At 43.2% G+C, this 16009-nt stretch carries 11 protein-coding genes; 10 read left to right on the top strand and 1 reads right to left on the bottom strand.

Annotated features, from left to right (window positions below):
* The 4 genes from ACROAE_RS03505 to ACROAE_RS03490 all read left to right on the top strand — a co-directional run bounded on the left by ACROAE_RS03505 (position 1) and on the right by ACROAE_RS03490 (position 6910).
* Entirely contained in the window at positions 1-1632 is a 1632-nt protein-coding gene (locus ACROAE_RS03505; protein ID WP_432399536.1) for an alpha-glucosidase family protein, read from the top strand.
* Between the two features lie 172 nt (positions 1633-1804).
* Complete coding sequence (locus ACROAE_RS03500; protein WP_432399535.1) at positions 1805-3073, top strand: sugar MFS transporter; 1269 nt, start codon at positions 1805-1807, stop codon at positions 3071-3073.
* A 124-nt stretch (positions 3074-3197) separates the two neighbouring features.
* On the top strand, positions 3198-4412 hold the full coding sequence (locus ACROAE_RS03495; RefSeq protein WP_432399534.1) for an RsmB/NOP family class I SAM-dependent RNA methyltransferase: 1215 nt from the start codon (positions 3198-3200) through the stop codon (positions 4410-4412).
* Positions 4413-4651: 239 nt separating this feature from the next.
* Entirely contained in the window at positions 4652-6910 is a 2259-nt protein-coding gene (locus ACROAE_RS03490; protein WP_432399533.1) for a bifunctional diguanylate cyclase/phosphodiesterase, read from the top strand.
* A gap of 178 nt (positions 6911-7088) precedes the next feature.
* Here ACROAE_RS03490 and ald read toward each other — a convergent pair whose 3' ends face one another.
* Positions 7089-8204 (bottom strand): alanine dehydrogenase, encoded by a 1116-nt coding sequence (gene ald, locus ACROAE_RS03485; protein WP_432399532.1) that lies wholly within the window; start codon positions 8202-8204, stop codon positions 7089-7091.
* A 179-nt stretch (positions 8205-8383) separates the two neighbouring features.
* Here ald and lrp point away from each other — a divergent pair, with 179 nt between their 5' ends.
* The 6 genes from lrp (at position 8384) to serS (ending at position 15522) form a co-directional block, all read left to right on the top strand.
* On the top strand, positions 8384-8881 hold the full coding sequence (gene lrp, locus ACROAE_RS03480; protein ID WP_432399531.1) for a leucine-responsive transcriptional regulator Lrp: 498 nt from the start codon (positions 8384-8386) through the stop codon (positions 8879-8881).
* Between the two features lie 294 nt (positions 8882-9175).
* Entirely contained in the window at positions 9176-11845 is a 2670-nt protein-coding gene (locus ACROAE_RS03475; protein ID WP_432399530.1) for a DNA translocase FtsK 4TM domain-containing protein, read from the top strand.
* 8 nt (positions 11846-11853) lie between these two features.
* Complete coding sequence (lolA, locus tag ACROAE_RS03470; RefSeq protein ID WP_432399529.1) at positions 11854-12510, top strand: outer membrane lipoprotein chaperone LolA; 657 nt, start codon at positions 11854-11856, stop codon at positions 12508-12510.
* 8 nt (positions 12511-12518) lie between these two features.
* A complete protein-coding gene (locus ACROAE_RS03465) occupies positions 12519-13850 on the top strand; it encodes a replication-associated recombination protein A (RefSeq protein WP_432399528.1) in 1332 nt (443 codons plus the stop codon).
* The gene (gene crcB / locus ACROAE_RS03460) at positions 13843-14217 is read left to right on the top strand and encodes a fluoride efflux transporter CrcB (RefSeq protein ID WP_432399527.1); all 375 of its coding nucleotides are present in this window, start codon (positions 13843-13845) and stop codon (positions 14215-14217) included. The genes ACROAE_RS03465 and crcB overlap by 8 nt, the downstream gene beginning before the upstream one ends.
* 18 nt (positions 14218-14235) lie before the next feature.
* Positions 14236-15522 (top strand): serine--tRNA ligase, encoded by a 1287-nt coding sequence (serS, locus tag ACROAE_RS03455; protein WP_432399526.1) that lies wholly within the window; start codon positions 14236-14238, stop codon positions 15520-15522.
* Positions 15523-16009 lie beyond the last annotated feature (487 nt).

The following is a 16009-nucleotide window of genomic DNA, read 5'->3' as shown; positions in this document are numbered from 1 at the left end:
ATGGGTCAGGTAACCTGGTGGCGTGGTGGGGTGATTTATCAAGTCTATCCTCGCAGTTTGATGGATTCGAATGGCGATGGCGTGGGTGACTTGCAGGGGATCATAGCCAAGCTTGATTATATTGCTAGCCTCAATGTTGACGCGATATGGATTTCTCCTTTCTTTAAGTCGCCAATGAAAGATTTTGGTTACGACATCAGTGACTACCTTGAAATTGACCCATTATTTGGCACCATGGCTGATTTTGATCAACTTATTGAACAGGCTCATCTACGCAATATTAAAGTGGTGATTGACCAGGTATTAAGTCATACCTCTGATCAACATGCGTGGTTTGAGCAAAGTCGCCAGAGTCGTGACAACGATAAAGCCGACTGGTACGTGTGGGCGGATCCTAAAGATGATGGTAGCGCGCCAAACAACTGGTTAGCTATTTTTGGTGGTTGCGCATGGGAATGGGAGCCTCGTCGTCAGCAGTATTACTTACATAACTTCCTTAAAAGCCAACCAGATTTAAACTTTCATTGTCCACAAGTCCGTCAGGCGGTGTTAAACAACGTGGAGTTTTGGCTTAAAAAGGGTGTCGATGGTTTCCGTCTTGATGCGATCACGTTTTGTTATCATGACGAGCAATTACGCGACAATCCTGCTAAACCGAAAGACCAACGCCAAGGCCGTGGGTTCAGCGAAGACAATCCTTACGCTTATCAATACCACTATTACAATAATACCCGGCCGCAAACGGTGGGCTTTATTGAAGCGTTGCGTGCATTGATTAACCGTTATCCCGGTGCAGTGACATTAGGTGAAGTTTCGTCAGAAGATTCACTCGCGACCATGGCTCAATACACTCAGGGCGATGACCGCCTACATATGGCCTACAGTTTTGAGCTATTAACCGATGATTTTAGCGCAGCCTATATTCGCCAAACAGTAGAAGCATTAGAAGCCAGTATTGGTGACGGTTGGCCATGTTGGGCAATAGGCAACCATGACGTTCAACGTGTTGCCACGCGCTGGGGTAAAGAGCAAGCTAACCCGACCATGGTTAAAATGCTCAATGCCATGTTGTTTTCGTTACGCGGTAGTGTCTGCAGCTATCAAGGCGAAGAGTTAGGCTTAACTGAAGCGCCAATCGAATTTAACCAGTTACAAGACCCGTTTGGTATTGCCTTTTGGCCAATGTTTAAAGGTCGTGATGGTTGTCGTACGCCAATGCCCTGGGTTAAGTCTGCCGACAATGCCGGTTTTAGCCATACACAACCCTGGTTACCCATCTCAGCAGAGCACATCAATAGTGCAGTGGATGTACAAGAAGCCGAGAGCGACTCTATTTTAAACAGTTATCGTCACTTTTTAGCATGGCGTAAACAACAAAATATACTCATCGACGGTGACATCCAATTTGTCGATGCACATCCTAATGTGTTGGCTTTTGTCAGAACACTCGGCTCGCAGCGGATGTTGGTATTATTTAACTTATCGACACAACCATCACAGTTTGAGTTAGCTGACATTAAGGTCAATACCGTGCTGAACGACCATGGACTAGCAGCAGGGCATCAAGATAAGCAGCAAGCAAACACCATTGTGTTACCAGGGTTTAGCAGCTTTTATGCCTTTATCGACTAACTTAATTAAAGCCGAAGTACGCTGAGTATTTCGGCTTTTTTGATCAAAAGGTTCTATATCGAGTTGAATGGGCCTTGATGTGCCATCTCACAGACATCACAGCAGATGTCCTAAACAGCTAAATCAAAATCGAAATCACTAAATCTACATAACTAACAAGAAGAGACCAATTATGGCTTCAACAATGCAAAGTTCACAACACACAACCACAGACGGTGATAGCGGTAATTATCGCTTTGCTCTGGTGTCATTAACATCGCTGTTTTTTATGTGGGGGTTTATTACCTGCCTAAACGACATTCTAATTCCGCATTTAAAAGCGGTGTTCTCACTTAACTATACCGAAGCCATGTTGATTCAATTTTGCTTTTTTGGTGCTTACTTTTTGGTGTCATTGCCAGCCGGTAAGTTAGTGAAAAAGATGGGATATCAAAAAGGCATCGTGTGCGGGTTATTGATTGCCTGTGTAGGGTGTTTATTGTTTTACCCAGCCGCTGCGTTTGCCACTTACGGTTTATTCTTAGGCGCGCTGTTTGTGTTGGCGTCAGGCATTACTATTTTACAAGTGGCCGCTAATCCTTATGTTAATGCCTTAGGCAGTGTTGAAACCGCATCGAGCCGCTTAAACCTAACTCAGGCGTTTAATGCGCTGGGTACAACGGTTGCCCCTTATTTTGGCGCGGTATTGATTTTATCTGTGGCTACGGGCGCAGTAGCAGGCTTAAGCCATGCTCAAGCAGAAGCTGAAGTCGTTAAACTGCCATATCTTATTTTGGCAGGTATGTTGGGTTTGCTGGCCTTAATTTTCTCTAAACTAAACTTACCGACCATTGCAGAACACAATGAAGTGTCAGACAACAATGGCGTTGTTACCCATAAAGGAAAAACCAGTGCATGGCAGAGTATGCACTTAGTATTAGGTGCGGTGGGGATTTTTGTTTATGTGGGCGCAGAAGTCTCAATTGGCAGCTTTTTGGTTAACTTTTTAGGCGAAGAACATATCGCCGGATTGCAAGAAGCCGATGCGGCTAAGTACATTACCTATTATTGGGGCGGGGCGATGGTCGGTCGCTTTATTGGTTCAGCTGTAATGCAAAAAATTCCAGCTGGCACCCTATTAGCCTTTAATTCGTTAATGGCGGCGGCGTTGGTCTTAGTGGCGATGAACAGCAGCGGCGCGGTGGCGATGTGGTCTATTTTAGCGGTGGGTTTATTTAACTCGATTATGTTCCCGACCATTTTCAGCTTAGCGTTGCGTGATTTAGGACCTCACACCTCACAAGGCAGCGGCATTTTATGTTTAGCCATTGTCGGCGGCGCCATTGTGCCGTTACTGCAAGGCGTAATGGCAGATAACATGGGCTTGCAATTAGCCTTTATTTTACCGGTTGTGTGTTATGGCTTTATTTTGTTCTATGGTGCTAAAGGCTCAAAAATGTAATCGCATCTTATGCGTTAACGGCTGATAAACTAAGCGACCTTCGGGTCGCTTTTTCTTGCTATCAGTGGTCTAAATCCCTATGATCGGCACGTTTTTACACTATTGTTATTTTATGAGAGAGCCCATGTTAACTTACCCGCTGTCTGGCAGTTCATCTGAATTAGTATTAAACGTACTGACCATGGTGTTAACCCGAGGAAAACCACTAGATAGAGCTTACTCTGAGCACTTTTCAGGTTTATCGCTTAATCCATCAGAACAAGCGCGGATCACCCAAGTTACTGGCGATATCTTACGTCGGCTGAATTTATATTGTTTTTTAGTCGATATCACCCCAGATGAGTTTGAGCGTCTAGGTTCAAAACTGCTTAATGGCTGGCATGTGTTTCATGGTCTTGATTTGCCAAAAATGCAGTATTCATTGCAAATCGAACAAGCATCATTTGATGCCAATCTCGAAAAAGCCAAAGCCGATCCTGTGTTATGGGACGGTTGTCCAGAATGGCTAAACGAGCTAGGGCAAACTCAATTAGGCGACAAGTGGCCAGCAGAGCGCGCCGCATTAGCCGAGCAACCTAAGCGGTATTTACGTGTTAATGAGCTTAAGTGCGATCGTGAAAAGCTGATTGCTCGCTTACAAAAAGAGGGTGTAACAGCCGTTGCATTGTCCGATGTTGCTTCAGCAGTTGAAGTGACCTCAGATTCTGCACTGTTTCGCACCGATGCTTTTAAAGATGGCTGGTTTGAGCAACAAGATGCCGGTTCGCAATTAGTGGCCGATGCAGTAGGCGCCAAACCGGGTATGCGTGTGGTTGATGCGTGTGCAGGTGCGGGTGGTAAAACATTGCACATAGCAGCTCAAATGCAAGGCAAGGGGCGTTTATTGGCCATGGATGTTGAGCAATGGAAACTCGATAACCTTAAAACCCGTGCCAAACGTGCCGGCGCGCATAATGTTGAAACCCGCATTATTGCCAGCTCTAAAACCATCAAACGTTTAAAGCTAACCGCTGATCGTGTCTTGCTTGATGTGCCATGTTCAGGTTTAGGTGTACTAAAACGTAACCCAGATTCAAAATGGCGTGATACTCCAGAGCGTTTGCCAGTGCTCATTGAACTGCAAAAGCATATTTTGCAAAGCTATAGTCGTATGGTCAAAGTGGGCGGAATGCTCATTTACGCAACGTGTTCAATTATGCCAGAAGAAAACCGTCAACAAGTGGATGCCTTCTTAGCTGAAAACCCACAGTTTACTTTATTAGAAGATGAAAATATTTTAGTGTCGGAGCGCGGCTTTGACGGCTTCTACCTTGCTAAGATGGAACGCATTGCCGAATAATATTTGCGCAAGGTGTTATCAACGTTATTGGACTGGATTTTCTGTAACTGATAATTAACAATTACTTAACGGTGCTTTTTTAAGCACCGTTTTTTTATTTGTACAATAAAGCATAGATTTTATAGTGTTTTATATAATTAAATCTTAATTTAACGTTGATAAACTTTCTATAAATGCATAATCTTATTAACATATTATTCAGTTGTAATATGAGTTTACTCATACCATTGTGGAGCCATATGGATATAGGACCGAATATCGACAACTCTGAGCAACAACCTCTTGAAGAGGGTTACCATGAGTCAAGATTAGAGCGTTACAGCACTATCTTGAATATGGTGTTGCAAGGCCTGCCACTTGGCGAAATGCTGAACGCATTAGTGCTGCTTATCGAAGCGCAAAAAATTGGCACTCGCGCGTCAGTATTATTAATCAGCGAAGACGGGAAACGATTAATATCGGGTGCAGCACCTAACTTACCCGATGCGTATAATCAGGCCATTAACGGGATTGAGATAGGTCCTCAAGTCGGCTCATGTGGTGCGGCTTCCTTTTTAGCTGAGCGGGTTATTGTTGAAGATATTGATGGCCATCCTAATTGGCAGCAATATAAAGAAATTCCAATTAACTGTGGGTTAAAAGCCTGTTGGTCAGAACCGATTAAAGACAGTGATGGTAAAGTGCTCGGCACATTTGCCATGTATTACGACACCATAAAATCGCCTACTGAACAGGATTTAATTTTAATTCAAGAAGCGGCTCGTTTAGCCAGTTTGGCCATTGAACGCAGTCGCGGTATGCATGTTCAGCGCTTGAGCAGTAAAATCTTTAACAGCTTACCTATTGCCCTAGTGATCACCAGCGAAGACAATTCAGTATTGTCAGCTAACCCGATTTTTAAATCGTTAACTTCGACTTATTATGCCAATCTCAAATTATTTGATGTGCAGCGATTTTTAAGCCATTCACCCGCCGAGCAAATTGTCGATTTATTTGAGCATTTATCACGAGGCCATGCCTGGCAGGGTGAGTTAAAAGGCTTAAGAACTGATAACGACATTATCGATATATCGTTAACCGTAGCGGTGATCCGTGACTCGTTTACCCAGCAAAATTGTTTTGCCTGGTTAATTAATGATATTTCAGCCAGAAAAAATGCTGAGCAAACGATTCATTTTCAAACAAATTATGATCAACTAACCGGTTTGGCAAATCGTAAATATTTGTTCGACAGTTTACAAAGCATCATTGAACCTGATGATTTACATAAAAAAAATGAAAAACAGTTTAGTTTGATGTTGATAGACATCGATCATTTTAAACAAATTAACGATACATTAGGCCATGACAAAGGTGACGTAATCCTCACCTTGATGGCTAAACGTTTGTCGAGTGTCATCCCTGAAAATGTGCTGTTGTCTCGGATTGCCGCCGATGAGTTTGCTTTAGTATTTCCGGGCGAAAGGTCGACAGAAACACTCATCAGTATGGTTCACGATGTCTCTGCGGTATTAGATAATCCCTTTTCAGTAGGTGGACAACATCTTAAACTGACTGTTAGCATTGGCTTAGCGCGATACCCAGACGATGCTGACAAAGTCGAGCAAATATTAAATTGTGCCACTCAAGCGATGTATAATGCTAAGTCACATGGACGTAACGGTTTTAAATTTTTTAATCAACAAATTCAGAAAGATGCAGAACGCAATGCCGAGCTTCATCTGCGTTTAAAATCGGCCATTAATGAACAGCAGTTTGAACTTTATTATCAACCGATAGTGAACCCAAATACCGGCTTAATTATTAAAGCGGAAGTATTATTACGCTGGCAATACGATGGCCAATTTATCTCGCCAGATGAGTTTATTCCCATTGCAGAAGAGTCAGGCTTTATCGTGCAAATTGGCGAATGGGTAAGAAACCAGGCTATTGATACTATTACTACCTTACAAAACCGCGGTTTAGCGATCCCATTATCGATTAATGTGTCGACCATTGAGTTTTGGACCACCGAATTACAACAACGATTTTTAGCGTATTTTGATGCCAAAGAAGCCGAGTACGGTGCTGAGCGGTTGCCGTACTCATTGATTACCCTAGAAATCACAGAATCGTTAATGATGAAGCAGCTTGAGACCATTAACCAACTTCTTATCGAATTAAGGCATCGTGGTATGCAAATATCGGTTGATGATTTTGGTACCGGCTATTCATCATTATCATATCTGGCGAATTTCCCCGTTGATCAGGTGAAAATTGATAAGTCTTTTATTCAAAAAATATCAATGGGCACTCGCCATGAAGCACTCATTGAAGCGATTGTCAGTATGAGTCGTGCTTTAGATTTATCGATTGTCGCCGAAGGCGTTGAAACTCAAACAGAACTGGATTTTATTAAACAGCAAAATATTGAGGCGGTGCAGGGGTACTTTTTCTACAAACCGATGCCAGAACACGCATTCTTTGAGTTATTAGCCAAACAGGCACAAGCCAAATAACCGCTATTAGTTTAGAGGCTGCTAATCTTTCAAGGTTATTTTTTGCGATTAATACCAATGTCAGTGTGTGTTTGACAGTGTTAAATAAAAAATGCCGCATAATACTATGCGGCATTTTTATTGAACCAGCTTAAGCTAAATCGAGTTAACCCTAACTGAGTTAACTCAAATAAGGCGATTAGTTAAGCATGCTCTTTGGTTCAGTAAACTCAAGGTTTAATGCTTCAGCGACTTCTTTACACACGACTTTACCGTGGATAACGTTCAAGCCATTTAATAAATGTTTGTCATTTAATAAAGCTTGTTTGTAACCCTGGTTAGCTAACTTAATGATATAAGGAAGCGTGGCATTGTTTAATGCGAAAGTAGATGTACGTGCAACAGCACCAGGCATGTTAGCAACACAATAGTGTACTACGTCATCAACAATATACGTTGGGTCTTGGTGAGTGGTAGCGTGTGAAGTTTCAACACAACCACCCTGATCGATTGCCACATCAACAATCGCACTGCCAGGCTTCATACGCTTAACCATGTCTTTAGTGATAAGCTTTGGTGCTGCTGCACCTGGTACTAATACACCACCAATAACTAAGTCAGCTTCAAGCACATGACGCTCAATGGCATCTGCAGTTGAGTAAATGGCTTTAACAGCAGAACCAAATTGCACGTTTAGACGACGTAATGCATCAATGCTACGGTCAAGTACAACCACATCGGCACCCATGCCAACAGCCATTTGCGCTGCGTTAGTACCTACCATGCCGCCACCGATGATCACAACTTTAGCCGGTTCAACACCTGGTACGCCGCCTAATAGCATGCCGCGGCCACCTAACGATTTTTCAAGTGCACGCGCACCCGCTTGAATCGACATACGGCCAGCCACTTCTGACATAGGGGCAAGTAGCGGTAAACCACCACGGTCGTCAGTCACTGTTTCGTAAGCGATACACACTGCACCGCTCGCAACTAAATCATTCGTTTGAGCCAAATCTGGCGCAAGGTGTAAATAAGTAAATAAAATCTGGTCGTTACGTAACATCGCTCGTTCAACAGCTAACGGCTCTTTCACTTTTACAATCATTTCAGCTTTAGCAAAGACTTCTGCAGCAGTTGCTAAAATTGAAGCACCAGCATCAATATAATCTTGATCGGTAAAACCGATACCCACACCCGCATCAGATTGAACAAATACGTCATGACCTTTAATGGTCAATTCGCGCACGCTTGAAGGAACCATGCCAACACGGTATTCGTGGTTTTTGATTTCTGTTGGTACACCAATAATCATTTTTGAGCCTCAATTTGCATAAAACCCACTTGTAAGTGGGTATAATTGTTATTAATTGTGACCTGAACGTGCTTATTTCAGGGAACTCTAGTATAGTTCCGGTTAAGCAGATTATGCTGCTGAAGATTCCCCTTAAAAAGGTTTAAATATTGTTTTAGGGACAAAACAAGGTTAAATGTATGGCAACTAATAAAAACTATTCAATTAAAGATTTAGACCGTATCGATCGCAACATACTCAATGAACTTCAAATTGACGGACGCATCTCTAATGTAGAGTTATCTAAAAGAGTGGGTTTAAGTCCAACGCCCTGTCTTGAAAGAGTTAAACGACTTGAAAAACAAGGGTTTATTAACGGGTACACAGCACTCGTTAATCCACATTATTTAGGTGCATCACTGTTAGTCTTTGTTGAAATAACCTTAAACAGAGATACTCCAGACATTTTCGACCGCTTTAATCGTGCAGTTCAATTACTTGATGACATTCAAGAATGCCATTTAGTTTCTGGTGATTTCGACTACTTATTGAAGACTCGAGTATCAGATATGTCTGCATATCGACGATTATTAGGTGAAACCTTGCTGAAATTACCGTCTATATCAGATACTCGTACTTATGTGGTGATGGAAGAGGTAAAGCAAACGAATAAAGTTGCTTTATACAACCTAGGATAACCTTATCTTAATCACTAAGTGGTTTTACCTGTTAGGTAGCATGAAGTGCTAGCTGCAATGCCTTATATTTCAATCGTGATGGACAATAGCGCTGCAACTTATCAGTTCATCATTGATTTTTTTTGTCGATAAATCATTCAGTTTTATGCATCTCAATCGCAGTTTTGATTTGTTGGATTAATTCCCTATAACAATCCATTGAGCTTGATGAAATCAAGGTGCATAATCACTGCAAATACAGTGATATTCTGTTATCTTAACCCTTATTTTTCACTCTTTTATGGATGTTTTCGTTTGACTCAGGAAAATAGTCTAAAAACACTCAGCGGCTTACAACGCTTGCTTGAAGGTGGTTTAATTCTTTGTTGCATGGTTGCAACCTACATTCTATTGGCGCTATCCAGTTTTAACCCGAATGATCCGGGCTGGAGTCAGTCGCATTTTCAAGGTGAAATTCATAACTGGACTGGCGCTGTAGGTGCTTGGACAGCCGATGTGCTGTTTTACTTTTTTGGCTTTATTGCCTTTTTAATCCCGGTGATTATCGCCACCACAGGGTGGTTTATTTTTAACCGTGCTCATCGGGTATTTGAGATTGATTATTTTTCCGTCGGATTACGCATCATAGGCTTTATGCTCATGCTGTTGGCGTTAGCCGCACTAGTCAGCATGAACGCCGACAACATGTTTGTGTTTTCAGCCGGTGGCGTAGCCGGTGATGTGATAGGGCAGGCGATGCTGCCGTATTTTAGTACGTTAGGCACCACACTGTTATTAATGTGCTTTATTTGTGCCGGTTTTACCTTAGCTACAGGGGTAAGTTGGCTCACTATTATTGAGTTAATTGGTTTTGGTGCCATTTGGTGTGCCAAAAAAGTATGGACGTTACCAAGCCTGTTTAAGCGTGAGCGTGAAACCGAAGACACCAAAGGCTTTATGTCATTGGTTGATAAGTTTAAACAACGCCGTGATGAATTAGACGGTCAAGACGCTTCAGGTATACCCGTTACATCAAAAGAGGCTAAAAAAGCCAAAGAGATGTTTGCAACCAAGGCTGCAGTCGAAGACGACATAGCCGTTGCGCCGGTGGAGAAAAAACGCAGCTTCTTTAGCCGTAAACCTAAAGTGGTTGACGTATTTGAACCCCGCGATATTGATGATGACGAATTAGACACCGATGACCGTCAAGAGCCGTCGATTACACTGCAAGATGACGAGCCAACATTTGCACCATGGGTTGCCAGTAAAGACGATGTAGATGAAGTCAGCTTTAGTGTTAACAATGATATCGACGATACTGACACTGAGAATGATATCGACATCACGCCCGATCCATTTGCAGGAGCGTTTGAGAAACCGCATTCTGTAGGTGCGTTAGTGGCTCAAAAACAACCGAAAAAAGAAGCCAAAATTGTCGATGGTTTAGTGGTTATTGATGGCCAGGCGCCACAAGAAAAACGCAAAATGGATCCGCTACCCAGCATTACTTTACTTGATGTGCCCGATCGTAAGAAAAACCCGATTAGCGAAGAAGAGCTCAACCAGGTTGCGAGACTTGTTGAAACCAAACTGGCTGATTTTAATATTATTGCCAACGTGGTTGGAGTCTACCCAGGCCCGGTGATTACTCGTTTTGAGCTTGAGTTGGCTCCTGGGGTAAAAGCATCAAAAATCTCTAACCTTGCTAAAGATTTAGCGCGTTCTTTATTAGCTGAAAACGTGCGAGTTGTAGAGGTTATTCCGGGTAAAGCATATGTCGGTATTGAGATACCAAACAAGTTCCGTGAAACCGTATTTATGCGCGATGTGCTAGACAGCGAAGCGTTCAACGACAGTAAATCAACGTTATCGATGGTGCTTGGCCAAGACATCGCCGGTGAACCCGTTGTCGTCGATTTAGGTAAAATGCCGCATTTATTGGTGGCAGGTACGACAGGTTCTGGTAAGTCTGTCGGGGTTAACGCGATGATCACCAGCTTGTTATATAAATCTGGCCCTGATGATGTTCGCTTTATCATGATTGACCCTAAAATGCTTGAGCTGTCTGTATATGAAGGCATCCCACATTTATTATGTGAAGTGGTCACCGACATGAAAGAAGCGGCCAATGCACTGCGTTGGTGTGTAGGTGAAATGGAACGTCGTTACAAATTAATGTCGGCTTTAGGTGTACGTAACTTAAAAGGTTACAACTACAAAATTAAAGAAGCTGCTGCCAAAGGTGAATACATTCCAGACCCATTATGGAAATCATCTGAGAGCATGCTAGATGAAGCGCCGCCATTAGAAAAGTTGCCATCAATTGTGGTGATTGTCGATGAGTTTGCCGACATGATTATGATTGTGGGTAAAAAAGTTGAAGAGCTCATTGCTCGTATTGCGCAAAAAGCACGTGCGGCAGGGATCCACTTAATATTAGCGACACAGCGTCCGTCGGTTGATGTGATCACCGGTTTGATTAAAGCCAACATCCCAACCCGTATAGCGTTCCAGGTGTCGTCACGTATCGACTCGCGCACCATTTTAGATCAGCAAGGTGCAGAAACCTTGTTAGGCATGGGCGACATGTTGTATTTACCACCCGGTACCAGTGTACCTAACCGTGTCCATGGTGCATTTATTGACGACCATGAAGTGCACAAAGTGGTAGCCGATTGGTGCGAACGTGGTAAACCACAGTATATTGATGAAATTTTAAATGGGGTGTCAGAAGGTGAGCAAGTGCTGCTGCCGGGTGAAACCTCAGATACTGAAGAAGAATATGATGCGCTTTATGATGATGCCGTGGCGTTTGTAACCGAAACCCGCCGAGGCTCTATTTCAAGCGTACAACGTAAGTTTAAGATTGGTTACAACCGCGCCGCTCGCATCATTGAAATGATGGAAGGCCAAGGTATTGTGAGCTCGCAAGGCCACAACGGTAACCGCGAGGTGTTGGCACCGCCACCACCAAGAAGCCAATAGGAATAATGATGAACAAACGCATTACAGTTTTAAGTACAGTATTAAGCCTATTTTTAACGACGAGCATGTTATCTGCCGCCGTGCAGGCCGATGACGCCACCGAATTACGCACCAAACTAGCTAAAATAGATAACTTGCATGCCACGTTTTCTCAGCAAGTGACCGACATTAACAATAAGCCTATTCAAAGTGGTAACGGCGTTTTTGCACTGGCTTATCCTAATCAATTTTACTGGCACTTAACCGAGCCAGACGAATCATTAATTGTGGCCGATGGCACCAACTTATGGGTGTTTAACCCCTTTGCTGAAGAAGTGACTGTAATGGATGTTTCACAAGCTGTTGATGCCTCGCCTATGGCGTTATTAGTGCATCGCGATGATGAAACATGGAATAAATACACAGTAATAAAGCGTAAAAACAAAGCTAAATCGAACTGTTTTGATATTCAACCTAAAAAGTTAAATAGCAGCGTTGTTGCGGTCAGTGTGTGTTTTAATGCAGATCAATTAACTCAATTTAACTTAACTGACGAGCAAGGTAATTTAAGCCAATTCCAATTGTCTGCGCAGCGTGCTGTGTTGCCTGCTGAAAAAAACTTGTTTAAGTTTGCCATTCCAGACAACGTTGATATTGATGATCAGCGTTTAAAGCAAGGTAACTAAGTTGTTTCATGGCTAATCTAGGTTTCGATTTTGCACCCGATTTTCGTCCTTTGGCTGCGCGTATGCGGCCAAGGGAAATTAGTGAGTATATTGGCCAGGCTCACTTGCTTGGCGAAGGCCAGCCGCTACGTAAAGCGCTAGAGGCAAACCGAGCCCATTCAATGCTATTGTGGGGGCCACCCGGAACAGGTAAAACCACCTTAGCAGAACTTATTGCCCATTATGCTAATGCCCATGTCGAGCGAATTTCAGCGGTAACCTCGGGTGTAAAAGATATTCGAGCGGCCATTGAGCAAGCCAAAGCCATTGCGCAAAGTCGTGGCCAGCGCACCTTATTATTTGTCGACGAAGTTCATCGTTTCAACAAAAGCCAACAAGATGCCTTTTTACCGTTTATTGAAGACGGTACGGTTATTTTTATTGGCGCGACAACCGAAAACCCCTCGTTTGAAATCAATAACGCCTTATTGTCACGTGCGCGTGTGTATTTAATCAATCGGTTAACGCCCGATGAAATAGCCTTAATCGTCAATCAAGCCTTAACGGATGTTGAGCGTGGTTATGGCAAACGCCAATTAATGCTACCGACAGACGTTGCTAAGCAACTTGCCGACATCAGTGAAGGTGATGCCCGCAAAGCGTTAAACTTGCTTGAGCTCATGAGTGATTTAGTCAGCGATGGCGGTGAGTTTACAACAGAGATGCTCACTCAAGTGGCAGGCCATCAAGCGGCAGGTTACGACAAAAATGGCGATCAGTTTTACGACTTAATTTCAGCGGTACACAAATCAGTTCGAGGCTCAGCGCCTGATGCTGCACTTTACTGGTTTTGCCGAATTTTAGAAGGCGGCGGCGATGCACTTTATGTTGCCAGGCGTTTATTGGCCATTGCCTCTGAAGACATCGGTAATGCCGATCCTGTAGCCATGACTGTTGCGCTTAATGCCTGGGATTGTTATCACCGTATCGGCCCCGCAGAAGGTGAGCGCGCTATCGCACAAGCGGTGCTTTATTTAGCCAGTGCGCCTAAAAGTAATGCCGTTTACAGTGCCTTTGGCGCCGCACGAGAGTTAGCTAAACAAACTGGCCATGAGCCTGTGCCCAATCATTTGCGTAATGCGCCGACCAAACTGATGAAAGAAATCGGCTTTGGTAAAGAATACCGCTATGCCCATAACGAACCGGGCGCGTTTGCACCTGGTGAGAATTACTTTCCTGAATCACTCAAACACAGCCAGTTTTACCAGCCAACGAATCGTGGTTTTGAGAAACGCATTCAAGAAAAATTGGCACAACTCAACGAGCTTGACAGGCAAAGTGAGGTCAAACGCTATGACTAATGTATTACTTGTGGCGTTGGGTGGCTCAATTGGTGCTGTTTTACGCTATCTTTTGTCAATATTTATGATCCAGCTATTTGGAAGCAGTTTTCCTTTTGGTACACTGATGGTCAATATATTGGGATCGTTTTTAATGGGCGTTGTTTATGCACTCGGGCAACTGAGTCACGTGAGTCCAGAATTAAAAGCCTTGGTTGGTGTGGGTTTATTAGGCGCACTCACCACGTTTTCAACTTTCTCGAATGAAACCTTATTGCTGATCCAGGACGGCCTTTGGCATAAGGCTGTTTTAAATGTGTTGTTGAATGTCACCTTGTGTCTTTTTATGGTGTACATCGGTCAACAACTTGTATTTTCTCGCGTTTAACTAAAAAGAACTGACAACATGCTAGATCCAAAATTTTTGCGTAACGAACTCGAAGTCACTGCCGAGCGTTTAGCCTCTCGTGGTTTTACTCTTGATGTCGATAATTTGACCAAGCTTGAAGAAAAGCGTAAATCGCTTCAAGTAGAAACTGAAGACTTACAAGCATCGCGTAACGCGATTTCTAAGTCGATTGGCCAAGCTAAAGCTCGCGGCGAAGACACCAGTTCCATTATGGCGCAAGTGGGTGATTTAGGATCGCAGTTAGATGCGAAAAAGGCTGAGCTTGCTGAGCTATTACAACAAATTAACGTTATTGCCATGAGCGTACCGAACTTGCCAGACGAGTCAGTGCCAGTAGGTAAAGACGAAACCGAAAACGTTGAAGTGCGTCAGTGGGGCACCCCAAAAGTATTCGACTTTGAAGTCAAAGATCACTTAGATTTAGGCGAAGCACTTGGCGGATTAGACTTTAAAAGCGCCGTTAAAATCACCGGTTCGCGCTTTATTATTATGCGCGGCCAAATAGCCCGTTTAAACCGTGCATTAGGTCAGTTTATGCTAGACCTACACACCACAGAACATGGCTACACAGAAACTTACGTTCCGTTATTAGTTAACGAAGACAGCTTAATGGGCACAGGCCAATTACCTAAGTTTGGTGAAGACTTATTCCATACTAAGCCGGCTACAGAAGAAGGTCAGGGTTTATCGCTTATTCCTACCGCTGAAGTGCCATTAACCAATTATGTGCGCGATATGATTGTTGAAGAAAGCGAACTGCCAATGAAGATGACCGCATTAACGTCATGTTTCAGAAGTGAAGCGGGTTCATACGGCCGTGATACTCGCGGGTTAATTCGCCAGCACCAATTTGATAAAGTTGAGCTAGTACAAATTGCTCATCCAGATAACTCTATGGCAGCATTAGACGAAATTACTGCTAATGCTGAAAGAGTATTACAGCTATTAAACCTGCCTCACCGCACTATGGTGTTGTGTACTGGTGACATGGGCTTTGGCTCAAGCAAAACCTTCGACATTGAAGTATGGTTACCCGCGCAAAATACTTACCGTGAAATTTCATCTTGTTCAAATATGAAAGATTTCCAGGCGCGTAGAATGCAAGCTCGATACCGTAGCAAAGTCGACAATAAGCCTGCATTATTACACACACTCAACGGTTCTGGTTTGGCTGTCGGCCGTACCTTAGTAGCCGTTCTTGAAAACTATCAAAACCAAGACGGCACCATTACCGTGCCGGAAGTCTTACGTCCGTACATGGGCGGTTTAAGCGTAATTGGTTAATGGTTAATGGTTAATGGTGTAATGTATTTGTCGTGCTCCTCGAGTGCGACAAACATTTTTGATACTTGCAAAGGATAATAAGCGGTGGCTACTGGTCAGCGTAATAACAGCAGATTTGTGTCGTCTTCGATTGGGATGTTTTTTGTATTATTGGTATTCGTGTTGCTTGGCCAAGTTGCCTTTATTTTATTAGATAATGTCGTACCTCAGTAAAGCCTCTGAATATAAAGCCCTGAATGTAAAGTTCTAAATTTAAAGCCCAAATCAAGCGTCGAAGTAAAAGTACCGAAAAATAGTGAACAGTAAAAAGCCCAGTTAAGCATGCTTAACTGGGCTTTTTGTTTGGTATTTATACCATTGCGCATTAATAAGTGACCACTCAGAATGCGTCCAGCGGTTTTTGATTAAGGCGTCGCTATGTAGTAATGGTTGTTCCCTTTCAAATAGCGAGAACGCAAAGCAAAAGCCGCTGAGACATTCCTTTCAG

Source organism: Shewanella sp. MF05960, assembly GCF_050849305.1.
Classification (GTDB): domain Bacteria; phylum Pseudomonadota; class Gammaproteobacteria; order Enterobacterales; family Shewanellaceae; genus Shewanella.
Note: the sequence above shows the minus strand (reverse complement) of the source record. Positions and strands in the feature narration are given on the sequence as shown.